The sequence below is a fragment of the Lutispora sp. QWL-02 genome, from assembly GCF_058315355.1.
The window spans coordinates 527,521-551,287 of record NZ_CM177762.1 but is presented as its reverse complement, the minus strand read 5'-3'; the positions used below and the strand labels follow the sequence as shown (position 1 = coordinate 551,287).

Sequence of the window (23,767 nt, the reverse complement as noted above, 5' to 3'; positions counted from 1 at the left end):
ATGCTTTTAGAAATCTATTTGAATAAATATATCATAAAATGATTGGATTTTTCAAAAAAAATGTTGACATTTCTATTTTAGAGATATATTATATTCATTAACAATGAAAACTTATACAGAAATACTTTGATGGAGACAAAAAGAACTTCACTTTATCTACAGAGAGTTGGCATTAGGTGGAAGTCAATGTTAAACAGGTTTCTAATATCGCTCCGGAGTTGCAGCATCAAAAGTAATATACGAGTAGATGCTGACGGAATGTGTGCATGCACATGAGCCGCCGTTATACGGCTATGGTTAACGGAATTTCCCGTCGACCTGAAGAGGCGTTTGATGTGAATCTGACGTAAAACAGAGTGGTACCATGAGAAATATCTCTCATCCCTGTGATAATTAAATCACTGGGAGTGGGAGATTTTTTAATATCAAAAAAAGACAAAAAGGAGGACAAAAAATGGAAAACAGAAAAAGAGAAACTTTCTCATCAGGTATCGCAGTGTTCTTTGCAACACTGGGTTCTGCAGTCGGATTGGGGAATATATGGAAGTTTCCTTACCTAACAGGTGCCAATGGAGGTGGTGCATTTGTATTTACTTATTTAATTTGTATATTATTGGTGGGTATGCCCGTGATGATATCGGAATTTTACATCGGAAGGAAGACAAGGAAAAACGCTGTAGGAGCATTCAAAGAGCTAAAGGCAAAGCCTTTTTGGAAATCTATAGGTTTTATGGGTGTTATTTCGTCATTTTTAATCATGTTTTTTTATAGCAGTGTAGCAGGATGGGTATATTCCTATGTGTTTAAGACCCTAAAGGGAGATTTTGCCGTTCTGGCATCCCAATCCATGGAGCAAGCCGCGGCAACTGTCAGCCAACAATTTGACGCCGCCGTAGGAGGACCTGTATCCCCATTCGTATGGCAGGTTATTGTTATGGCCGTAGTTTCCATAATAATTATAGCCGGTGTCAGAAAGGGTATAGAGAGAATAACGAAAACATTGCTCCCCTTATTGTTTGTATTGATAATCATTTGCGGTATACGTGCATTGACATTAGACGGAGCGGTTCCGGGCCTTAAATTCTTATTCCAGCCCGATTTCTCCAAGCTTTCTCCCTCTGTCATTTTGGCTGCCCTGGGACTGGCATTCTTTAAGCTTTCTTTGGGCATGGGCACAATGATAACCTACAGCAGTTATTTCACAGAAGAGGATAATTTATTTGTGACTTCCGCAAAGGTAGCCATATCGGATACTATAGTTTCATTGCTTGCAGGCATAGCAATATTCCCGGTAGTATTCACCTTCGGAATGGAGCCCGCAGCGGGGACCGGATTGTTATTTAAGACCATACCTCTGGTATTTTCAAAGATACCTTTTGGTAATCTGCTGCTTACAGCATTTTTCTTCCTTACATCCATTGCAGCCACAACAGCGATGCTGTCTCTGCTGGAAGTTCCTGTGGCTTATTTTATCGAGGAAAAAGAAATGTCAAGGAATAAAGCTGTGCTTCTTACTTCCGGAATCATTCTTTTGATAGGAATACTGACAGTACATCCGAAAAGCATCTTCGGAAATGTGGTAATCGCCGGTAAAGGATTTTTCGACCTGTTCGACTTCATATCTTCGAATATACTCATGCCTATCGGCGGACTGCTTATATCCATATTTGTAGGATATATTGCAAATAGAGAAGATACCGAAAATGAACTTTCAAACCATGGGACACTTAACAATCGGGGCATGACTAAAACATATTTAAATATTTTGAGATATGTAACCCCTGCACTTTTAATAATTGTGTTCTTAAATTGCATAGGAATAATCAAGCTCTAAACGAATTTCTCTGCATTTGCAGCGAGGCAGGAAACAGGCAAAACAATCACCTGATTTCCGGCCTTTCGCATAATGCTTCTCCATGGAGGCTTATATCATTTGACCTTCCACGCTGTGCCATCCTTTGAATCTATCAGCTCAATGCTGTTCTCCAAAAGGGTATTTCTTATTTCATCCGCTTTGGCCCAGTCCTTTTCCTTTCTTGCCTTATTTCTCTCAAGTATAAGCGCCTCAATATATTCTTCATCAATATTATCACTATCATTTATTTCCTCAGCTGCAGTGAGATTTAGAGAAAACACTTTATCGAAATCATCTATCAAGTAAATCTTCTCAGTATTATTCAGCATATCGCTCTTAATGACTTCAGATAATACCGTGAAGGCGTTTGCTATATTCAAGTCATCGGCTATCTGCTCCGCAAATCTGTCCTGGTATTCTTTTACTTTGCTCATATCCGGTATTTCATCATCTCTTTGGCTCTCAACTATATTTTTAATCCTGCTCTTCAGCTTCTTAAGAGCCCGCTGAGACTCTTTCAGGCTTTCAAAGCTGAATACGAGCTGCTTTCTATATCTGGATTGAAGGCAAAAATGCCTGTAGTCCAAAGGGCTGTATCCTTCCTCAATGAGCCTTGAAAGGGTCAAAAAATCTCCGCTTGATTTTGACATTTTCCCGCTATCGATTACCAGAAACTCTCCGTGCATCCAATAGTTTACCCACTTATGCCCTACAGCGCTCTCCGATTGAGCTATCTCGTTGGTATGGTGCACAGGGATATGATCCACTCCCCCGCAGTGTATGTCTATTCTTTCGCCCAGATACTTCATTGACATGGCAGAGCACTCGATATGCCAGCCCGGGAAGCCTTTTCCCCAGGGTGACTCCCATTGCATTATTTGGTTCGAGAACTTTGAGTTTGTAAACCACAAAACAAAATCAAGGGGATTTTTCTTGAATGGGTCCACCTCGACCCTGCTCCCCGCCTCAAGCTCCTCCATGCTCAGATTTGCAAGCCTGGCATAGTCAGGATATTTTTCTATGGAAAAGTAAACATTGCCATTGGCTATATAAGTGAAGCCCTTGTCCTCCAATATTTGAATGAATTTGATCATATCTTCGATATGTTCCGTAGCCCTGCAGACAATTGCAGGCGCCTCTATATTGAGAAGCCGGCAGTCCCTTAAAAAAGCCTCTTCATAAAATCTCGCAATTTCCCATACGGTTTTCTTTTCTCTGCTGGCTCCCAGAGCCATCTTGTCTTCTCCCGTATCCGAATCTGATTCCAAATGCCCTACATCCGTTATATTCATGACGTGCCTGATCTTCAGGCCCGTATACTCCATGGATTTTTTGAGGACATCTTCAAAGATATAGGTCCTCAGGTTGCCTATATGGGCATAATTGTACACAGTAGGCCCGCAGGTGTACAATCTTATCCTGCCTTCCTCTACCGGTATTATCTCTTCCTTTGCTCTTGTTAAAGTGTTATAAACTGAAAACTTCATACCCTCTCCTCCTATTTTATAAAAAATAAAAAAGGCTTCCTTCGAAAACATTCTATAGCAAGGAAGTCTTTCTTTAATCCATACTTTTCTATGGATAATAAAAAACTGCAGACAATAAAGCTGCAGTTGATAATCCTGATATAAGCTATAAGGCTATCTCAAAAAAGCAGACTTGTTGCTATCATCATATAACAATATTAAATTGACCAATAAACAGCAACAACAACATGTCATTCTGAGAAACCTCCTAAAAATAGTATATATTTATTATACAACCAATTGTATGAAATTGATATACATATTTTAAATATTATTAACGATCTGCATAAAGCTATGCTTATATATTCAACACAACACACATCCTGACCTTGTTTGCTTCTGACTCTGCGTATATTGTCCCTCCGTGAAGCTCTATTATGCTTTTGGATATTGCAAGCCCAAGACCGGAGCCTACGATTTTTGAGCTTCTTGATTTATCGACCCTATAAAACCTTTCAAATATGAGAGGCAGAATTTCTGTGGGAATAGTATCTCCCTGATTTTCAACGATTATGGTTGCTTTGCTGTCATCTTTAACAACCTTGACCAATATTTTGCCGCTTAATTCTTTATAGCTGTATTTGATCGCATTTGAAAGTATGTTTTCAAAGGTTCTTGCCATAAGATCCGAGTCAATATTTACTATTATTTCAGAATGCGAATAATCGCTTTCAATGGAAAGATTGTTTTGCTTAGCAATCACAGACATTTCCCCAAGAAGCTGCTCCATAAGCTCAACAAGGTTTACATCACTTTTATGGACCTTTATGACTCCGTTTGAAATCTTTGTATACTCAAACAAATCTTCAATCAATTTCTTAAGCTTTAAAGATTTAGAATATGCTTTTTCTATATAATCATCCATGACCTTTTCGTTGTCATAGGTTTTGTCCTTTACCAAGGTAAGGTAGCCTATGATGGTTGTAAGCGGCGTTTTCAAGTCGTGGGACACATTGGTTATCAATTCATTCTTGGTCTGCTCCGCCCTCTTCTCGTCCTCAATCTTTCTCTTCAGCTCCACGGACATTTTATTTATGTTCTCAGCGAGTATCCTCAATTCATCATTTCCCATTTCTGCTACTTTGTAATCCAGGTTTCCCTTTGATATTTCCAGAATGCCGTCCGCTATCTCTCTAATATATCCGATCTTCTTCCTCGTCAAAAGCTGCAGCACCACATAATAAGCATAAACAGCCCATATCAAGGCAGTGATAATATTTTTCCCGATGAAGCCGGATATCCAAAATACAATTATAGCTATTAAAAAGCTGTTTACGTTAGCGACAAATATTTCAACACCTATACTCCTCATGATATAATTCTGATTAAATCTGCCGATGCCGGTGAAAATCCTCGTGAGCAGCTTCTTTCTCAACATAAGATAAAATATGATCACAAACGTTACGGCACCGGAAATAGAATAATTGTTCAGCATTCCATAGGCACCATACTCGTAATATGGCACAAAAAATGAAACTGCGACTCCTCCTGCAATAGCAGATATAAAGCTTATAAGGAGCTTGAGCAATATTTTAAGCACCTTTAAAACCCCGGCATTGATGACTATTACCTTGCCCGGCTCAGTTTTTTTACTCAACTTTATAGCCTACCCCCCATACAACCTTAATGTATCTCGGCTCTTTCGGATTTATCTCCACCTTTTCTCTGATATTCCTTATATGAACTGCAACCGTATTCTCCGATTCATAGGCTGGCTCATTCCAGACCCTTTCGTAGATTGTCTCCGTGCTTAAAACCCTGCCCCTGTTTCTGGCAAGGAATTCAAGAATAGAAAATTCAGTGGGCGTAAGCTTTATCTCCCTTTCATCGACCTTAACCTGATGGGTAGCCGTGTTTATTATAAGCCCTCCGATCTCGATCTCCTCATCGGATTTAGGTGCAGTGCTCCTCAGCATATTGCATCTTCTGAGCTGAGACTTAACCCTGGCAACGACTTCAAGGGGGTTGAAGGGTTTTGTCACATAATCATCCGCACCTGTATTCAGCCCGAGGATCTTATCTATATCCTCACTATTACCACTCAATGGCATACTGGACTTTTTACACTGATATTAATTCTTAATGTATACTTTTTTGTACATTCATTTTCGATAACTCTTATATTTTGTCTTCAAATCTATTCCTGGCCAAACCCTACCCCTACTGGTATTTCTCATCAGGGTAGCTCTTTTGAAATACATCAACAGCTATACCTTTTAAATCATCATCACTTAATTTAGTAAGCTGAACCAAGATATTCTTTTTGATATCTATCTGTGGAAATTTACCATTATTATCATATACATATTGAACTATATCCTTGAAAACCTGTGTATTTGCCTTTGTATGCGTATTATTTATTTCCATACCAATAGTAGAATTATAAAACTCATTCAAGCAGATAAATGGCATATTTCCGTAGGCTAACTGCGAAAGCTTAGCCCTGTATTCAGTTTCACCCGACCATTTAGATTTAAATCCAGTGCTGTTATCAATGGAATGCTGACTCTCATGGATAATATTTGATTTTATATTATAATTCTTTTCTAGCTTATCAAAAAGGTAGCCTTGCAATCCATTATCAGATATACCTTTCTCCTTTGCCTTTTGGACCTCGGTAGCTATCTGTTTAGTGATAAACTGGAATGCAATATTTGGTGAAAAATATAACTGTAAGGGCTCTCTTTCCTCTTTGTCTGCCTGTGCGCCCCCATATTCCTTTATGATATCTTCTCTTGCAGCTTCATTATAAAAAGAAGCCATACGAAGCGTATTATTATATCCATTGTCTTGTATAACCTTGACAACCTCTGTTGGACTAATGCTCCAGCCTCCTACTCCCCCGCCTTTCATAGTCCTCCAATAATCCAATCCATTGCTGATCATGTTTTTCAGTGTGATAACCTTTAGATCTGCTTCTTCCCCCCATAAAGCAGAATGTATCATAGAACTGTCTATAATCCTACCAAAATGTGCCCCCAGCATGCTTCCGTTTGCTTTTATATTAACAATTCTAACATGGAATTTCTTTTCTATTTCATTATTCAGCATATCAATCCACGCAGAAGTGTTCCCTGTATTATCTTTTATCTGAGGAAATAAGCCGGCCATTTTTTCATAGGCCGGTTTAATTCTTTTATAAAAAGTTGCTTCTTCCTTCATGCCATTTATGCATCTGTCTCGGTAATAGGCATCAAGCAAAGCCTGAAATTCATCCTTGAAAGATAGATACAACTCCACCTCATAAAGCTTATTCTTGATATCCTCATTTGTCTTATCATGAGCTAAAGCCTTTTTATATTCTATTGCTGCTTCATCATAAAGAACAAGATTCGCATAAAGCTCGGCCATTTGTAGATGTGTCATATTATCTTTATCCTCAATTGCAGCCTTATAAAGTTTATTCCACTCTAATATTCCTTTATATACATGGTCTCCGCTTTCATCTATGAGGTTATCGTTTTTCCATGTTTTATAAGCCTTTTCGTACTCTCCTGCTTCAACATAAAATTTATGCAATATAGCATTTGCTTCTATATTGAAGGGATTCTTCTCTGATGCTTTTTCTAGAGCTTCTAAAGCTTTTTTTCTATCATTTAGTTTTAGATATCCATTACCAATATATGTGTATAAATCGGCTTGTTTTGGATTGAGCGGCAGATTCTCGTAGTTAGTAGTGTTTTTTACTGCTTTTCCATAGTATTTTATAGCTTTTTTGTACTCTTTCTTTGCCTCATAAACACATCCCATTCCTATATAGTGTTTAGGATTTTTCGGATTCAATTTTATGGCCCCTTGAAATAATTCTTCTGCCTTTTCATAATTATTGAAAATATGAAACTCCATAAATCCATATGTATTTAGTGCCATATCGTTATCCTTGATAATGTCATATTTATCCTCCAATAGCTTTCTTGTTTCTTTATATTTAAGCGAATCAGCCAGCATTGCTGCTTCATTAAGTATGGCAACGCTTTCCTTGCTTGGTTCTACAGCAGTATTTGCTGCCGGAATACCGCTTGAACAAGAGGTTAACGTCAATATTAAAGTAACAGTCAGAATAATCTTACCGATTCTTGTTATATTTTTCATAATATTTATCCTCCCCGTGAGCCACTATTAATTATATATCAGTTAGTTATATTCCCTGACATAATTAGCACTCATTTACCTATACGTAAATATTTGTAATTTGTCTTTTGTGACATGATTATATCTATAAAAAATATATAGGATGATTCCTTTTGATTTTATATACATAATGAAATACTAATAAAAATAAGGAATACCATATGCAGTATTCCTTATTAAATAAAAATATTTTAAGTTACTATCTCTATAGCTATTTGCTTTTATATTTAAGTACCACAAAAGGTTCGGTAGGGACAAGACGATGGTGCAGGAAGTGCAGTGTAATCCTCCTGTTCAGCAGAGTAAGCGTAGGGGTTTGAAAGTACGTTAAGAAATCGCTCCATGACACTGTAATCTCCTTGCTTCCATGCGGCTTCAAGAGCTTCCTCTACTCGATGATTGCGAGGGATTATTGACGGGTTGGATCTCATCATCAGCTGATTGGAAGAGGCTTTTGGTTCCTGCTGCCTGCTTAATCTGCCCTGCCACAGCTTATACCATTCTGCAAATCCTTCAGTATCAAACAGAACTATATCCCCCAGTTTATCTAAAGTTAATGCGCGGAAGGTATTAGTGTAATCAGCACCATACCGATGCATCATACTGAGAAGGTCTTCAATAAGGGATTCATCCTCTGGTTCTGCGTTAAATATTCCCAGTTTTGCTCTCATTCCCGCCAGCCAATTATTGTGATATAACTCGGCAAAATTCGTAATCTCCTCCTGGGCCATTTTAGCAGCCTGTTCCTTGCTGTGATGCAGCAGTGGCAATAAAGTTTCAGCAAAACGGGCAAGATTCCACGCAGCAATGCCGGGCTGATTGCAGTAAGCATAGCGTCCATAGTTATCAATAGAACTGAATACGGTTTCCGGATCATAGACATCCATGAAGGCGCAAGGACCATAATCAATGGTTTCACCACTAAGGCTCATATTATCAGTATTCATTACCCCGTGAATAAATCCGACTAACTGCCATTTGGCAATGAGCAAAGCCTGCCGTTTGATAACTTCCTCAAGCAAGAAAAGATAGCGGTTATCATCAAGGGCTGCATTCGGGAAATGCCTTTGCAGTGTGTAATCAGCCAGAACCCTAAGTTCCTCAACAGTCCCCCATTTTGAAACATATTGAAAGGTGCCGACCCTCAGATGACTTGCAGCGACGCGGATTAGAACTGCACCAGGCTGTACGGTTTCACGTATTACTGATTCACCGGTGGTCACCACCGCCAGGCTTCGAGTGGTAGGAATGCCAAGACCATGCATTGCTTCACTTATAATATATTCGCGCAGCATGGGTCCAAAGGCGGCTCGACCATCACCTCCGCGGGAATATGGCGTTCTGCCTGAACCCTTAAGCTGAATATCAAACCGTTCACCTAAAGGCGTAATCTGCTCGCCAAGCAGCAGAGCCCTGCCGTCTCCTAGCATGGTAAAATGTCCGAACTGGTGCCCTGCGTATGCTTGAGCAAGGGGCAGAGCACCTTGGGGAATCTGGTTACCAGCAAGCATCTCTATGCCATCATTGCTTTTAAGCACCGAAACATTTAATCCCAATGATGATGCCAGCGGATAATTCAGGATAATCAGCTTAGGTAAAGGTACAGGGGTTGGCTTCAGACTAGTAAAAAAAGATTTAGGCAGCCGGGCATAGCTATTATCCAGATTCCACCCAGTTTCAATTATTTTATTTGCATTTGTCATAGTATCACCTTTTCTTTTTTCTTTTGCACCTTAGTTTTTCTTTTAATAGAACAAATTATCATAGGCATTGTATTAAAATAACGAAGTATCAGCGAATTATTATTCCGAATCACCATAGCTGGCAGAATCACGATGATGGTTTCCCCTGAAGCATGTGACTCCCTTTACAGCCGAATAACTTTCAGCCTTATCCATAATGATTTTGTTCTCTCTCATAAAACCATTGATTATTTCCTTTTCATCAGCCACTTCATACTTTAACCTATCCAATAGATTCCCATCGATTCTGTCCATATCAATTATTGCCTCTTTAGGGGTGTCTTTCTCCGGAATGCTTTCTTGAGCATCTATATCTCCGGCTGTGCTTTCATCCGCCTCTGGTTTGGGCTCCATTGGATAATGCCCAGTATCTTTTTCCAAGACATTTGTTTGCTTTATCGGCAGCTCTTCTTGCCCTATAACCGCCTTGCTTTCATCATAACCGGACTGGACTGCATCCAACAGCATAAAAATGGCCATGGTTATAACGATGCCCATTATAATTTTTCCTTCTCTATTTTCCATAAAGCGTTCCTCCATATCAGTTGACTCCTATAAACTATATGAAGGAAACGCGTAAACATTCTTTTCTTTTGTCCATAGAGATAAATAAAAAATAAGTGCCGGATATGTCAACGGGTAATAAATGCTAAGAAATCACTTCAAGTTAAATTTATCCAACTTATAGTTAAATGCCTGTCTTGACATATGGAGCATCTTTGCAGCTTCTGTTTTGACTGGTTTCCATATCTGTTGTCCTGCTGCCTTTTAATATCAAGATATTGATAATCAATAGCGAAATCCCTCCCGTCATTGGTAAAATATATGATGGCAGCATATTTATTAATAATCCGGATATTATCAATGCTAAATGGTATTATTAATTTAAATAGACTTTATAGTTTTGAAACCCATGCCGGTTTTACAAAAGCCTTCAAAAAAGTCTCTGGGTACCCTCCAAGCTTTTACAGAATACATGCACCTGTAGCACCGCCCCGAAGAATTAATCTAAAAAGATCAAAGGAAAATTTCTATGGAAATTTACGTATCTATTAAAAAGGCTTAGAACTGTTTAGTAAATGATTTCAATTGTTTTAACAATTATGAGGAGGTAAAACAATATGTTTAGTTTTTATAGTAAGCTTTCTACAGAAGTATATAATATAGACAAGCCTATCGGACACTCCTTTGGAGACGTGGAGTTTTACAAAGAAAGACTTAATGCTGTTAAAGGAAGAATTCTTGAGCCGGCAGCAGGAACAGGCCGTATCTTAATTCCTCTGCTGGAGGAAGGCTTTATTGTAGATGGCATAGATTCCTCTCCCCAGATGCTGGACTTATGTAGATTTCACTGTGAACAGAGAGGACTTAGAGCTGATCTTTATGAAAAAAATATGCAAGCTTTTTCCCTGCCCCATAAATATGAAGCAATTATTATTCCCACAGGCTCTTTTCTATTGCTGGAGAATTTAACAGAAGCTATAAATGGGTTAAAATGCTTTTATGAGCATCTTGCCATAGGCGGCCGTCTTATTGTTGATATATTTATACAATCAAATTTCAATACCGGGCCTATCTCAACAAGAACCTGGAGCACCCCTGAAGGAGATTTAATTACCTTAAATGAATCCCTTGTTGAAGTCAATTTTATTGACCAATATACGGTTTCTCATTTGCGATATGAAAAATGGCGTAGCAATCAGCTGATACAAACTGAATTAGAGCGTTTTCCGCTGCGGTGGTATGGAGTAGAGGAATTTAGATTAATTCTGGAGAAGGTTGGTTTTGTTGACATTACCATTTCCTCTGATTATAGATTTGGCATATATCCTACAGATAAAAATCAAATCATTACTTTTGAAGCTTATCGCAAATAGAGTAATATCAGATTATTCTTTAAGCCAGAGGGAGTGTCTTACGAACTGTGTAAACAAAATAATCTAACAAAAGTTTGTAATAATAATGTTTTTATTCACATGCAGGATAGGCCAACGCTGGGAAGCGACTCGAGCGGCATGTGAAGTTTTACGGGGCGGATTCCTATAGGGATCGCCTTTTTTACCGCCCTGGAAAACCAAGCGATAAACCCTAGGGGCAGGTGCCCCTATGCTACGAAGCGATCCTTACGCACTTTGAACATGATACCGTCTAAAAACACGATTGGATAAATCGTCAATGGCTTCATTTAACATTTTTCTTAATGCCATCAAAATAAATTTCTCCTTTTCCATCCTTTTCGAATATATACTCTTGGTCTACCCATGTATGATGGAACGTGTTTTCTGATATTGGGTATATAAGCATTACCCATTTGCCTTCTTGTATAAAATATAGATTATCTTCATTCCTTTTAAATTCATATTTAGAATACTCTTCCTCATATATGCCAGCATAACTACTATCATATACATTTAAATCCAAGTTATATGCCTTAGGATTTGAAGGCATGCAATAAGTGTTACCAAAAACTATTTTTGCTATATTTTCATTAATACTGATAGAATTAGAAAATCCATAATTACTTAATACAAGGATAGTAACTTTATCATCTATATACCTGTGAAGTTGGTGATTAAATCCGTTACCGCCACCACTATGTCGAACTCTTTTACGATTAAGGTTACTATCTATAAACCATCCATAACCATATCCCTCTTTGTATGGTGTAAAGATCTCGTTCATGGTCTCTTTTGAAACAAGTTTTTCATTATACAGAGCTTCATCCCATAAAAGCATATCAGTAACGGTGGAATAAAGTGCTCCCGCGGAAAAAGCACTCATGGTATCTATTTCGGAGCATATTAATCTATCTCCGCTTACATAATATCCACTGGCTTTATCAGGAAGAATCTCCCTGCAATCATCTAAACCGCTACTATTCATTCCCAAAGGCTCAAATATATTCTCCTTTATAAATTCGATATATGATTTTCCTGAAACTCTTTCAATTACAACACCTAGTAAATAGTATCCAAAAAAACAATAACTCCATCCTTCACCTGGTTGGAATTCTAGAGGCATATCTTTAAAGAGATTAAATATCTCCCTTTGTGTAAGCAAACATTTTCCCATTATAAGATAAGGGTCTATAACTGAAAAGTCATTATATAGTCCAGATGTATGTGTCATTAAATGATGAATAGTTATCCTTTCATCAAATTCAGGATAATCAGGAAAAAACCTTCTGATACTATCTTGAGTGCTAAGTAATCCTCTTTCTTTTAGAATCATTATTCCCATGCAAGTAATCTGTTTCGTAAGAGAAGCTATTTTATATTTTGTTTTTATTGTATTTGGGGCACTGTGTTCTATGCTCGCCATACCATAGCTTTTATTGAAAATAACCTTACTTTTATCTACCACTACAACCGCCCCACTAAATGGCCATAATTGTGTGTATGCATTCATATATTCATTTATCTTGCAATTAATACTCATGCTATTTACCTCACATTTCTATTTATATAATACAGAATTGCTTTATATAATTCTAACTTAATTATACAATCTATAAAAGGGAATTTATTTTTCTGTATAATAATTTACACAACAGAGAATTATAACGTCTTTTATTTGTTTTCTGTTAATTATAAGAGCATATAATAAAAAGCTGCCACTCATTAAAGAGCACCAGCCTTGACCTATATTATTTTGCATATACAATTTTAGTAAAAACCGCATTTACTTATGATACGGCTCCCCCATATTAATCCTGTACCCTCTATATATCTGCTCCAGCAGTATCACCCTCATGAGCTGATGGGGAAAGGTCATAGGCGAAAAGGACAGCTTGAAGTCCGCTCTTTTGAGCACTTCATCGCTGAGGCCCAGGGAGCCGCCGATGATAAAAGCTATATTGCTTCTCCCCTTTATACCGAGATCGTTGATAAAATCAGCGAAGACTTCGGAGGAGAGCAGCTTGCCGTCTATGGCCAAAGCTATTACATAGGTATCGCTTTTCACATGCTTTAATATTGCCTGGCCTTCTCTTCCCTTTACTGCCGCTTCTTCCGCCCGGCTCATATTTTCCGGAGCCTTTTCGTCAGCTACTTCGATTATATCCATCCTGCAATATTTTGAAAGCCGTTTGGAGTATTCCGAAACGGCTTCTTTCAAATATTTTTCTTTTAATTTTCCAACTGCTATTATATTGATATTCATCAGAACACCTCTTTTGTGAGAAGCAAAAAGAACCGTCCGAAACCACTGAAAAACGTTAAATAAAAATTGTAAGATATTCAATAATATTCTACAAGAATCAACATAAAACCCCCTCTGTATGATATAATGAATGTGAAGCAAACATTACAAACAAGGGGGTTTTATGATGCTTAAGAACAAGCCTAAGCAATTAAGTTTATATTCAATATTATACAATAGAATTCCTAAAAATCATATATTAAAATTAATAAATGATGCTGTGGATTTTGGTTTTATTAATAAACTACTAGAAAAGTCTTACTGCAAGTATTATGGAAGACCAGCTAAAGAACCCGAACTTATGACTAGGCTTTTAGTACTTCAGTATTTATATAATTTATCAGATGAACGGGTGATTGAAGAAGCCTCTTTGAATCTTGCATATATGTGGTTTCTTGGAATTAATCCTGAAGAAGAACTTCCTCATCCAAGTCTTTTAGCTAAATTTAGAACCATAAGACTTAAGGAAACTACCTTGGATGATATTATTCAAGAAGTAGTCAGGCAATGTATAGAAAAAGGCATCATTAAAGGAAGCAGTATCAGTATTGATGCAACACATACAGAGGCTAACACTGTAAAAAAGGTTCCTGAGAGAATCATGAAACATCTTGCTAAGAAAATATTTAAAAACATGGGAGAAGAAATTGGGACAGTACCAGATCAAATAGATACAAACATACCTAATTACAAGGAAATAGAAGATCATAATATAGCAAAGCAAACTATGAAGAACTATCTGGAAAAAACTATTGAAAATGTAGAATCAAGCGTTGATTTAACTGTTGCCCCTAAAACAGTAGAAATTATTGAGGAAGCTAAACAAATACTGAATTCTCCCAAATTCATAGAACAAAAGGGTATCAGATCATTAGTTGATAAAGATGCCAGAGTAGGGTGCAAATCTAAAACAGATAGCTTCTTCGGGTATAAAGTTGAATTTGCAATGATACCTGAAGAGAGAATAATAACGGCGGTAAATGTACAAGATGGGGCTTATGTAGATGGAACAGACTTCAAAGAGTTATATGAAAAAACAAAAAACTGTGGAGTTGAAATAAAGGAGGCATATGGGGACAAGGCATATTTTAGGAAGCCCATATTGGACTTTTTAAAAGAAGAAAAAGTAAAAGCATATATTCCGGTAAGCGAATCGGTATATAAACTAGACGATAGTAAATTTAGTTACAACAAGGATTCAGACCAATGGACATGTGAAATGGGCAATTGTACTGCCAATAAGAAAAAGAGCAAGAAAAAGGATAGAGAAAGTTACTACTATTACTTTAAAAAAGAGGATTGTAAAAACTGTCCTAAAAGGGAGGAATGTTTATACAAAGGTAAAGTAAGAAAAATACTTGAGATTACAGTAAATACAACAGCATTTTATGAATACAGCAAATTTACAAAGTTAGAAGGCTTTCTAGAAAAGTATAAAATGCGAGCAAGTCATGAATGGAAAAACGGAGAAATGAAAAGGTTCCATGGTATGGACCGTGCGAGAGGGTACGGTCTTAGAAGCATGGGAACCCAAGCAAAGCTAACGGCGCTGGTAGTAAATTTAAAGAGGATAGCAAGCATACTATCCTCTCGTTCTACTTGTTTTATTGCTATAATTGAAGAATTATGGTTACTTCCTAAAAAAGTTCAAATTGCTGGTTAAAACCTATCTAAAAACATTAATTTTTCAGTGGTTTCGAACCGTCCCCGATGCTTCTTAGCGGCCCTGGAGGACGGCCTGGGTTTCATATTCCTTGCCGTTCCTTTGATATTTTATATTGACTGTATCTCCGGGTTTTTTGTTATACAAAACACTCCTGAGCTTCAGCATAGTATTTATTTCAACATTGTCTATGTGAGTGATTATGTCTCCTTCTCTAAGGCCTGCGGTCTCCGCTGCAGAGCCTTTGATTACCTCGCGTATATACAGTCCGGATTTGATCACTATATCGGTTTCATAATATCCGACGATTTCTCTGTCCAGGGTATATATGCCCAAGTATGGCGGATTGAAGACTCCATTTTCCACAAATTGCTTTATTACCGGCTTGGTAACATTTATGGGTATTGCAAATCCTAAGCCTTCCGCTGAAGCTTTTACCGTATTTATGCCTATTATCTGGCCCTTGCTGTTGATGAGGGGTCCTCCGCTGTTGCCCGGGTTTATTGCTGCATCGGTCTGGATCAGGTCTTCCATTATGGTGCTTTGGTCCAACATTATGCTTCTGTTCAATCCGGAGACGATCCCTTGAGTGACAGTCCTTTCATATCTCAAACCCAATGGATTGCCTATGGCAATAGCGATTTCGCCTACTCCAAGGCTATCCGAATCGCCGAGCTCCGCAGCGGTCAGACCGGTGGCTTCAACCTTTACCACTGCAAGGTCCAAGCCTGCATCCTGCCATAATACCTTGCCTTCCAGCTCCCTGCCGTCGATTAAAAATACGGTGAGCTTGCTTCTATTATCTCCAACCACATGGGAATTGGTGAGTATGTATCCTCTAGAATCCACAATTACGCCGGAGCCTACCCCTTCCGTATATCTGGTGCCAAAGAAATAGTCCTTGCGAACCGATACGGTGCTTATCCCAACGACAGTCGGCATGACCTTCTTTGCAACCGCCCCTGCCACATTGATCTCTTCCTTAGGATTGATCACTATTTGCTGTGCAATACTGCCCCCGCTGCTGTTAGGAACAGGTGTGTATTTGCTGTAAAAATACGCGGGTACTATAGCAGCTACGATCAAGCCGCCTATTATAGCTCCGATAAGTCCAACTGCAAAATAGGCCAGGCCGCTTCCTCTTCTGCTCTTCCTTCTGAAGTCTTCGGGAGGTCCATAATTGCCGGGGTAATTATCCATATATATCACCTTCTTTTATAAAAAATATGCAGTATTTTTTATGGCTGCGAGGCACGGGGCACGGGGCACGGGGCACGAGGCACGAGGGTTAGGGTATTCCTTTTGGGTCAGACCCTAGAGCTCTGCTATAACACTCGAACCTCGTACCAAGACCACATAGAAGTGACCCTAGGCGATGCACCACGTACCCGAAAAAAATTGCTACGCAATTTTCTACTAATATGATATACCTTATATAGCCGTATTATCCCTATTTGCAGCAGCTATACGGTGAATACCTTGCTTACCGAGCTTCTCGGCGCTACATCAAGGGTCACATCCTTTTGGACTGAAATGCCCTTTTCTTCCATAATACCTCTAACTGTCTCATATGCCAACTGGGGAAAATTATTTTCCTTGCTCAAATGCCCCAGCATTATCTGCTTGACGCCTAAACCCACAAGCTCACAGGCTGCGTATCCCGATGCCTCATTGGACAAGTGTCCGAACTCCCCGAGTATCCTTCTTTTCAAAAAATACGGGTAGCTGCCCACCTTGAGCATTTCCACATCATGATTTGCTTCAAGCATTACAAAATGTGCACCCTTCAAAGCGTCCTTCACAGTCTGGCTGAAATAGCCTAAATCCGTAGCCAGTCCAAGCTTTTCGCTGCCAAAAGAAAAGGTAAAGCCTACAGGCTCTGCAGCATCATGAGAAATAGAAAATGGGGAAATGCATACGTCATCTATGCAAAACTCCTCTCCTGTCTCAAATATCCTTATGTTTTCCGTTTTCACGGTCCCTATGCCGCCGCCCAGTGCCTCCCAGGTCTTGGCATTGGCATAGATGGGTATGTTAAGCTTTCTGGACATGGCCCCTATGCTTTTCATATGATCTGAGTGTTCATGGGTTACCAAAATTCCCTTTATTGAACTGGTGCATATCCCTATATTTTTTAAGTTCTCCAAAATGTTTTTGCAGCTTACCCCTGCATCTATCAGCAGGCCTGATTCATCATTGCCTACATATATGCAATTTCCGCTGCTTCCGCTGGCAATAGAACAAAATTTTGTAATCATAATGACCCCCATAGCTGTTATACTGACTGATAACATATTGCTTTAAAATCTTTTTCGCGCTATATATAAAAAAGGCGATAGACCGAACCTAATGATCTATGCCCAAGGAATTCTTAACTTCTCATTCCTGATTCCTCATTCCTAATTAATTTTTTACTCTTCTTCAGAAACTTTTCTTATTTTGGCTCCAAGGTCAAGAAGTTTGTCTTCCAATTTTTCATAGCCTCTTTCTATATGAATGAGATTGCTGATGGCTGTTTCGCCCTCTGCGCATAGTCCTGCCACCACCATGGCAGCGCCTGCTCTGAGGTCCGTGGCACATACCGGCGATCCGGAAAGCTTTTTTACACCTTCTATTACAGCGATTCTTCCCTCAACATTTATCTTGGCACCCATTTTCTTCAGCTCATCCACATGCTTAAATCTGCCGTCATATATGCTTTCATTGATTATGGCCGTACCATCTGCAATGGACAGCAGAACGCTCATGGGCTGCTGCAGATCTGTAGGAAAGCCGGGATAAGGCATCGTCTTTATGTTGGCTGCCTTTGGTCTGCCATTGGCTACTACCCTGAGAGAGTCTCCATTTTCTATTATTCCGATTCCCATTTCCTTCATCTTAGCGCTGATGGAGTCTAAATGGGTAGGTATTATATTCCTTATAAGAACATTGCCCTTTGAGGCTGCTGCAGCTATCATATAGGTTCCTGCTTCCATCTGGTCAGGTATGACGGCATGCTCACATCCGCCCAGCCGCTCCACGCCTTTTATTTTTATTTCATCTGTACCTGCACCTTTGATATTGGCTCCCAAGGCATTCAAAAAGTTTGCTGTATCAACTATATAAGGCTCCTTAGCAGCATTTTCTATGGTGGTAGTACCTTTAGCCATACAGGCCGCCAGCATTATATTGATGGTTGCCCCCACACTTACTACATCCAGGAATATAGAGGCACCGATAAGCTCATCCGCTTCGGCTCTGATTATGCCGTGCTCAATGGTTATCTTGGCGCCCAATGCTTCAAAACCTTTAATGTGTTGATCGATAGGCCTTACCCCGATGTCACAGCCTCCGGGAAAAGGCACCTCAGCTTTTTTGAAACGCCCCAATAAAGCTCCGATGAAGTAATAAGAAGCTCTTAATTTTTTTGAAAGTTCAAAGTCTACTTTATATGTACTTATGCCGCTGCTATTTATTATAAGCCTGTCACGTCCGTCTCTTTTTACGTCTGCTCCCAGTTGAATAAGAATATCCATTATATTTGCTACGTCTTTTATATCGGGAAGGTTTTTAATGGTAGAGGTGGCTCCTGCCAGCAGTGCTGCAGGCAGTATTGCCACAGCGGAATTTTTGGCCCCGCTTATGTTTACTTCTCCTTGCAGTGCATGACCGCCTTCTATAATTAACTTATCCAATTGTTTTCTACTCCTTATCAATTGTAATTAAAGTTAAAACATGCATAATACCGTTTCATATATTATAGCATTATCAAAATTCTTTTATAATATAGCCAACAATAAAAGCTTTTAATTTATAATCAAAAGCTTTTTATATTATACCATACTGTTAATATTTTGCACTACTTTTTAATTTTTTTCAACTATGCCATTATAGGCATTTATGTATATTCTTCCCTTATCCGTTATAACCTTCCACACAGGTATGGCCGTTCCTTCTTTTACGGTAGTTACATCAAACTCTTTTACATCTTCCACATCTGTATTGAAATAATATCCTAAGCTCATATCCAATACGATTATATTTTGCTCGTCATCTTTATAAAGCTCCGACAGTTTCATCAAAGCATTTACCGGAGATATGACTTCCTTTTTAGCCTTCCCATTATTTACTGTTTCAAACCACAGCATTTTCATAGAAACCACGCCTTTATCAGTTGCCTGAATCTCCAGACAGCTTCTATCCAAAAAAGTACCCTTATATCCTTGGCTGCAGCTCATTTCCAGATAGCCGTTTTTCATTTTTTTTATCCCGCTATATCTGTCCTTTTGATTTATCCCCATCTTCTTTAGAAATGCCTCCATCTTCTTTTGGGCTTCTCCTTCATCAAAAGATCCTGTTTGTCCCTCAATCAGAGCTTTGTTTGTATATATCAACTCTACGTTTCCATTGATCTCCACGTAGATATCTTTATTCTCCATCACTATTCTATCATCGTAGTTCTTTACATCAACATCCTCTAAGCCATCAAAAAAATTTCCCATGGCATATTGCTCGTTGAAATATTTATATTTTACATCGAGAGCGGCCTTGGATGAGCCGGGCTTAGGAATAGCACTTTTTACCGATATGCCTTGCTTTTCAAGATAATCCACAATTTCCTTCGTATTCTCCTTATCCCTTGCCATTCTCAATGCCAAGGGTCCTAAATATGATTCATAAAGCAGAAAAATATCTGCTATCAGAAATACAACGATGAGTATTGTTTTAGCTTTTGACCAATTCATACCAAATACCCCGTTTCTTTTAATCAAGTAGCAATAACGAGGGGACATTCCGCAACAAGGAATACTCCCCTGCAGCGGTGTGTCCCCTTTCCTTAGTATGGCTCCGAAAGTATTACCCCTGATTCTGCATTCAATATATACCTGCCTGCCGCCCCGGTATCGCCTCCTGCTTCTATAACCCATACAGGTATCATAGAAGTTGTGCCTTCTAATTTGTATTCAAAATATGACAATTGTATATCCTTTATCTTAATATCATCAATATCAATATTTTTATCGTAGCTCAGCCTCTTCAAAACTATATCTATTATTTCATCAAGAGGATTTTTGATGATCTTTCCTTCACCTGTCATCTTAATATCTTTAACGACCCTCTTGTATCTTTTAACTTCCCCGTTTACTATTTCAATCTCTATAGGGTTATCCATTATTGTTTCGTCATTTATTATAGGAATTCCTTCATATCTATAATTATACCTTATAGTGCAGCTATATAATTTATTATTTTTAGCCACCTGCTCTATGGAAGAAATATAGGAATCCTTAGGAAAGCCCATATGGCTGTTTACAAAGTTTGTGGCTATATTTACAGCATCCAGTACAGTGAAATCGTCCTTTTGATTTTTAGATTGAGTGGAATAATTCACATATTCAATAACTCCCGCTTTGCTCATCCTTATGCCTCCCCTTCTTTCCCCATCGGTGTATACAACTGTGCCTGAAGGGTCTACGATGCGTCTTAGCGTAGAAGGATCTCCGCCAAAGAAATTCACCGCAATACTTTCAAAGCTATCATCGTCAGTTTCTGCAGACGAAGAAAGTTTGGCCATGGTATGTGTATCTTCTATATTTATAGGGATGAGAACATTTTCTCCATATTTCTCAGGTTCTACCTCATTTAAGAACATATAGGCATAGGTCTTGCTTCTGTTTATCATATCCACCATAACTCTTATGCTGCTCCTTAATGCCTTTGAGCGGAATTCATATATACTGTCGGATGTCTTGTCCACTATATAAACTGCGTTGCTATCATAACCTACTAAAACACTATCTATAGTTTTTATTTCCTCCCATTGCGCTTTGGCAGCTCCCAGCATATTTGCATAAATTCTGTAATCATAGGCAAATGGGTATTCTAATTCAATGGTACGTCCCGTCCTTAAATTTTTCATAAATTCCATGGAATGTTTTTCTGATTCGATGCCTTCCTTGGACTCAAAAATTATAGCCAGCATATTCTTAGTATCTTCCAAAATCCTATCATAGATCAATCCGATCTCTGTTTCATTCAGAAGCAAAGTATGCTTACCGTTATTATTTAATATGAGCTTCTCGGGTTTTATCAGACTTGCCTTGTCATTATTAGAGCTTAGGAGTTCATTAGAATTCACTTCTTGCTTTTTAAACATAATAAAAATACCCTCAATGGATATATCTAACCATATTTGGGTAGTCAATATTACGCTTATCAGCACAAGACAAAAAAGAGTTGCAGATTTGAGTTTTTCCCGCTTCAATTTTTACCATTCCTCGAACACATTTTTAGTTCACTATCTCTAAGTCAAGATCTTTAAAAAGTATATTGTTTATCTTTTCAGTTATTTCTTCATTATTAACATACTCAACTTCTAATTCATAGGATGATCCGTCGCCGGCTTCAACAACTATTTTGTTTTTCCCAGACTTAATAGTCACGGATACCCCAAAAATTCCGGATATACCTACTTTGCAGCTTTTATTGGCCTGCAGTATCCATTCTCCAAGGCTATCATCAGCTTCACCATCTATAGGTTTATTTTTATGGATAATAGTCTTCTCATTATTTGGTTTATACCAGAATGTGCTTATATCAATTTTGGTTCCTTTCAATGCTTTTCCCTTGATGGTCAAGTCCTTGTTGCTATATTTTATAGGTTGTATTTCTTCTTCAATACCCTTGACAAAATCAAAAACAGGTATAGGATCATCTGCTCTTCTGGCGTAAACACCAGTAAAAGAAGATAATGTGAAAACAAATACCATAGCCAAGGTCAACGTAAATTTTAGATGCTTGCTGCCGCGCATTGAATTTCCCCCCAAATTTTTAACCATAATCAATCTATTTCAATATCATTATACAATATGATTGTTACAATAGTATTACAGTCAAATTAAGGTTAATTTACACTTGATACAATCGGGAGTATAACTGTGACCCAAGTACCTTCCCCATATACGCTGTCTAATTGAATCTGGCCGTTGTGAGCTTCCACTATCTGCTTTGCAATGGATAGCCCAAGGCCAGTACCTCCAAGGCCTCTGGAACGCGCTTTGTCCACCCTGTAGAATCTCTCAAACAATCTTGCCATGTCCTTCTTTGGTATGCCAATACCATTATCCCTGACCTTTATATAAATATATTCTGCCTCTTTCCACATTGATACATGAATTTTTCCCTTTTCCTGCGTGTATTTTATTGAATTGCTGATTATATTGATCATAACTTGCTCGATTCTATCCTTATCGCCTATTGTCTGCGGGATCTCATCATTGATTTCCAGAGAGATGCTTTGATTCTTTTGCTTTGCGGATATATCCATCTTATAAACACAGTCGCTGAGTATTTTTGTCAGATCTATTTCTTTCATATTCAACTGAGTTTTGTCATAGTCCAGTTTGGACAGCATCAATAGATCCTTTACCAGTCTTGTCATCCTGTCGGATTCGCTGTCTATCACATTTAAAAACCTTAAAGTCATATCCCTGTCTTCCGAAGCTCCGTCCAGCAGAGTTTCCGTATAGCTTTTTATGGTTGTAAGTGGCGTTCGAAGCTCATGGGAAACGTTTGCCACAAACTCTTTCCTCATCCTATCCAAGTTTTCCTGCTCGGTTACATCCTGCAGCACTATTATTGCACCGGCAGTTTCAGCGCCTTGATTCTTAAAGGGTACAATGCTGTATCTTATTGTAGAGTCACCGTTACTTATGAGGTTGCTTTTCTCTGCCTCATCTTGGAATAAGGCTTTCACATCAAAAGGAAGACTCAGCATATTTGCTACATCATCAAAGTTCTTCCCTTCCACATCTATTTTAGCTAGTTTAAACAATTCAAAAGCCGCAGGGTTTGCATGGATTATTGTGCCTTCCGAGCTGACGGCAACAACGCCGTCAGTCATATAAGTGAGAATGGTCTCCATCTTGCTTTTTTCATTATTCATCTCATTCAGAGTGGTCTTCAATCTGACTGTAAGGTAGTTAAACATTTCCGTGAGCTTCCCCACTTCATCGTCGGATCTGACGGGGATTATATGCTCAAAGTCTCCCGTTGCAAGCTTCGCGGCCTTTGAGGTTACTTCCTTGATAGGTCCTGTTATGGTTCTGGCCAATATGCTTCCCAAAAGCACGGTAAAACACAGCGCCCATATAGTAGCGCTGGTAAGTATATTTTTAATATTGGATATGGAGTTATTTATCGAAGTAAGGCCCATATTGAGATAAATTGCGCCTACAACTTCACTGCCGTCAGAAGTGATAGGGACAGCTATGCTCTTATAGTTGTTTTTTAGATCTGCAGAGTCGTTTAAGTCTTTGACCCTTTCACCCGTTAGAGCCCTGCTGATCATCCAGCCGTCTTCCATGGGCAGCTCCTCGCCATTATGAGCCAAAGATCTTCCATTTTTATTAAAGACATAAACAGATCGAATCTGGCCGCCCCGTCCGCTGAACCAATTATACACAATATCCTGCACATCATAGGCCCCGATGGCCATATCTTTCAATAAAAAGGAAAGGTCATCAGCTTTGGCCTCTATATCGCTTGCCACATTGCTGATCTGGTCCTTCTCGACAGCCTGCACTATGTAAAGACCAATTATGGACATGGCAAGCCATACCAGCAGGACATAAATTATTACAAGCTTCCATTGGATGCTTTTTAACATATG

At 38.7% G+C, this 23,767-nt stretch carries 18 protein-coding genes, 1 pseudogene and 1 other annotated feature; of the genes and pseudogenes, 3 read left to right on the top strand and 16 right to left on the bottom strand.

Features of this window, described 5'->3' with window-relative positions; genetic code table 11:
* Nucleotides 1–117 precede the first annotated feature (117 nt).
* Nucleotides 118–389 (top strand) — a binding site (T-box leader).
* Nucleotides 390–454: 65 nt separating this feature from the next.
* Nucleotides 455–1,834 (top strand): sodium-dependent transporter, encoded by a 1,380-nt coding sequence (locus tag AC4HCY_RS02365; RefSeq protein WP_323430405.1) that lies wholly within the window; start codon nt 455–457, stop codon nt 1,832–1,834.
* A 95-nt stretch (nt 1,835–1,929) separates the two neighbouring features.
* On the opposite strand, the gene cysS is transcribed toward AC4HCY_RS02365, so the two are convergent.
* From cysS to AC4HCY_RS02330, 7 genes and pseudogenes are all read right to left on the bottom strand, one after another.
* On the bottom strand, nt 1,930–3,342 hold the full coding sequence (cysS, locus tag AC4HCY_RS02360; RefSeq protein ID WP_491095309.1) for a cysteine--tRNA ligase: 1,413 nt from the start codon (nt 3,340–3,342) through the stop codon (nt 1,930–1,932).
* Nucleotides 3,343–3,679: 337 nt separating this feature from the next.
* A complete protein-coding gene (locus AC4HCY_RS02355; protein WP_491095308.1) occupies nt 3,680–4,978 on the bottom strand; it encodes a sensor histidine kinase in 1,299 nt (432 codons plus the stop codon).
* A pseudogene (locus AC4HCY_RS02350) lies at nt 4,971–5,426 on the bottom strand (response regulator transcription factor); the annotation flags it as partial. The gene AC4HCY_RS02355 and the pseudogene AC4HCY_RS02350, both read right to left, overlap by 8 nt.
* Nucleotides 5,427–5,541: 115 nt before the next feature.
* Entirely contained in the window at nt 5,542–7,473 is a 1,932-nt protein-coding gene (locus AC4HCY_RS02345; RefSeq protein WP_491095307.1) for a tetratricopeptide repeat protein, read from the bottom strand.
* Nucleotides 7,474–7,739: 266 nt separating this feature from the next.
* On the bottom strand, nt 7,740–9,215 hold the full coding sequence (locus AC4HCY_RS02340; RefSeq protein WP_491095306.1) for a protein adenylyltransferase SelO: 1,476 nt from the start codon (nt 9,213–9,215) through the stop codon (nt 7,740–7,742).
* Between the two features lie 99 nt (nt 9,216–9,314).
* Complete coding sequence (locus AC4HCY_RS02335) at nt 9,315–9,779, bottom strand: hypothetical protein (protein ID WP_323430410.1); 465 nt, start codon at nt 9,777–9,779, stop codon at nt 9,315–9,317.
* 132 nt (nt 9,780–9,911) lie between these two features.
* Entirely contained in the window at nt 9,912–9,962 is a 51-nt protein-coding gene (locus AC4HCY_RS02330) for a hypothetical protein (RefSeq protein WP_442916624.1), read from the bottom strand.
* Nucleotides 9,963–10,375: 413 nt separating this feature from the next.
* On the opposite strand from AC4HCY_RS02330, the gene AC4HCY_RS02325 reads away from it, so the two are divergent.
* Nucleotides 10,376–11,131, top strand: a complete 756-nt coding sequence (locus AC4HCY_RS02325; RefSeq protein ID WP_323430412.1) for a class I SAM-dependent methyltransferase — start codon at nt 10,376–10,378, stop codon at nt 11,129–11,131.
* Nucleotides 11,132–11,435: 304 nt separating this feature from the next.
* Here the strand turns inward: AC4HCY_RS02325 and AC4HCY_RS02320 are convergent, their stop codons facing one another.
* Nucleotides 11,436–12,692, bottom strand: a complete 1,257-nt coding sequence (locus tag AC4HCY_RS02320; RefSeq protein ID WP_491095305.1) for a serine hydrolase domain-containing protein — start codon at nt 12,690–12,692, stop codon at nt 11,436–11,438.
* Between the two features lie 243 nt (nt 12,693–12,935).
* Nucleotides 12,936–13,415, bottom strand: coding sequence for a 23S rRNA (pseudouridine(1915)-N(3))-methyltransferase RlmH (gene rlmH, locus AC4HCY_RS02315; RefSeq protein WP_323430414.1), 480 nt, complete (start codon nt 13,413–13,415; stop codon nt 12,936–12,938).
* A 166-nt stretch (nt 13,416–13,581) separates the two neighbouring features.
* Here rlmH and AC4HCY_RS02310 point away from each other — a divergent pair, with 166 nt between their 5' ends.
* Nucleotides 13,582–15,117, top strand: coding sequence for an IS1182 family transposase (locus AC4HCY_RS02310; protein ID WP_491096071.1), 1,536 nt, complete (start codon nt 13,582–13,584; stop codon nt 15,115–15,117).
* Between the two features lie 54 nt (nt 15,118–15,171).
* On the opposite strand, the gene AC4HCY_RS02305 is transcribed toward AC4HCY_RS02310, so the two are convergent.
* From AC4HCY_RS02305 to AC4HCY_RS02275, 7 genes are all read right to left on the bottom strand, one after another.
* Nucleotides 15,172–16,317 carry a S1C family serine protease gene (locus tag AC4HCY_RS02305; RefSeq protein ID WP_491095304.1) on the bottom strand — a complete coding sequence of 382 codons (1,146 nt, stop codon included), beginning with the start codon at nt 16,315–16,317 and terminating at the stop codon, nt 15,172–15,174.
* 263 nt (nt 16,318–16,580) lie between these two features.
* Nucleotides 16,581–17,375 carry an MBL fold metallo-hydrolase gene (locus AC4HCY_RS02300; RefSeq protein ID WP_323431978.1) on the bottom strand — a complete coding sequence of 265 codons (795 nt, stop codon included), beginning with the start codon at nt 17,373–17,375 and terminating at the stop codon, nt 16,581–16,583.
* 153 nt (nt 17,376–17,528) lie between these two features.
* Nucleotides 17,529–18,791 (bottom strand): UDP-N-acetylglucosamine 1-carboxyvinyltransferase, encoded by a 1,263-nt coding sequence (murA, locus tag AC4HCY_RS02295; RefSeq protein ID WP_323431977.1) that lies wholly within the window; start codon nt 18,789–18,791, stop codon nt 17,529–17,531.
* A 171-nt stretch (nt 18,792–18,962) separates the two neighbouring features.
* On the bottom strand, nt 18,963–19,841 hold the full coding sequence (gene yycI, locus AC4HCY_RS02290) for a two-component system regulatory protein YycI (RefSeq protein WP_323431976.1): 879 nt from the start codon (nt 19,839–19,841) through the stop codon (nt 18,963–18,965).
* A gap of 92 nt (nt 19,842–19,933) precedes the next feature.
* Nucleotides 19,934–21,253 carry a hypothetical protein gene (locus AC4HCY_RS02285; protein ID WP_491095303.1) on the bottom strand — a complete coding sequence of 440 codons (1,320 nt, stop codon included), beginning with the start codon at nt 21,251–21,253 and terminating at the stop codon, nt 19,934–19,936.
* A gap of 133 nt (nt 21,254–21,386) precedes the next feature.
* The gene (locus tag AC4HCY_RS02280) at nt 21,387–21,908 is read right to left on the bottom strand and encodes a hypothetical protein (protein WP_323431974.1); all 522 of its coding nucleotides are present in this window, start codon (nt 21,906–21,908) and stop codon (nt 21,387–21,389) included.
* Between the two features lie 92 nt (nt 21,909–22,000).
* On the bottom strand, nt 22,001–23,764 hold the full coding sequence (locus AC4HCY_RS02275) for an ATP-binding protein (RefSeq protein ID WP_491095302.1): 1,764 nt from the start codon (nt 23,762–23,764) through the stop codon (nt 22,001–22,003).
* Nucleotides 23,765–23,767: the final 3 nt, after the last annotated feature.

Bases quoted from the DNA above. Each gene is read 5' to 3' on its own strand.
- AC4HCY_RS02365 (WP_323430405.1), top strand. From the start codon at position 455: ATGGAAAACAGAAAAAGAGAAACTTTCTCATCAGGTATCGCAGTGTTC.
- cysS (WP_491095309.1), bottom strand. From the start codon at position 3,342: ATGAAGTTTTCAGTTTATAACACTTTAACAAGAGCAAAGGAAGAGATA.
- AC4HCY_RS02345 (WP_491095307.1), bottom strand. From the start codon at position 7,473: ATGAAAAATATAACAAGAATCGGTAAGATTATTCTGACTGTTACTTTA.
- AC4HCY_RS02340 (WP_491095306.1), bottom strand. From the start codon at position 9,215: ATGACAAATGCAAATAAAATAATTGAAACTGGGTGGAATCTGGATAAT.
- AC4HCY_RS02335 (WP_323430410.1), bottom strand. From the start codon at position 9,779: ATGGAAAATAGAGAAGGAAAAATTATAATGGGCATCGTTATAACCATG.
- AC4HCY_RS02325 (WP_323430412.1), top strand. From the start codon at position 10,376: ATGTTTAGTTTTTATAGTAAGCTTTCTACAGAAGTATATAATATAGAC.
- AC4HCY_RS02320 (WP_491095305.1), bottom strand. From the start codon at position 12,692: ATGAGTATTAATTGCAAGATAAATGAATATATGAATGCATACACACAA.
- rlmH (WP_323430414.1), bottom strand. From the start codon at position 13,415: ATGAATATCAATATAATAGCAGTTGGAAAATTAAAAGAAAAATATTTG.
- AC4HCY_RS02310 (WP_491096071.1), top strand. From the start codon at position 13,582: ATGCTTAAGAACAAGCCTAAGCAATTAAGTTTATATTCAATATTATAC.
- AC4HCY_RS02305 (WP_491095304.1), bottom strand. From the start codon at position 16,317: ATGGATAATTACCCCGGCAATTATGGACCTCCCGAAGACTTCAGAAGG.
- AC4HCY_RS02300 (WP_323431978.1), bottom strand. From the start codon at position 17,375: ATGATTACAAAATTTTGTTCTATTGCCAGCGGAAGCAGCGGAAATTGC.
- yycI (WP_323431976.1), bottom strand. From the start codon at position 19,841: ATGAATTGGTCAAAAGCTAAAACAATACTCATCGTTGTATTTCTGATA.
- AC4HCY_RS02285 (WP_491095303.1), bottom strand. From the start codon at position 21,253: ATGTTTAAAAAGCAAGAAGTGAATTCTAATGAACTCCTAAGCTCTAAT.
- AC4HCY_RS02280 (WP_323431974.1), bottom strand. From the start codon at position 21,908: ATGCGCGGCAGCAAGCATCTAAAATTTACGTTGACCTTGGCTATGGTA.
- AC4HCY_RS02275 (WP_491095302.1), bottom strand. From the start codon at position 23,764: ATGTTAAAAAGCATCCAATGGAAGCTTGTAATAATTTATGTCCTGCTG.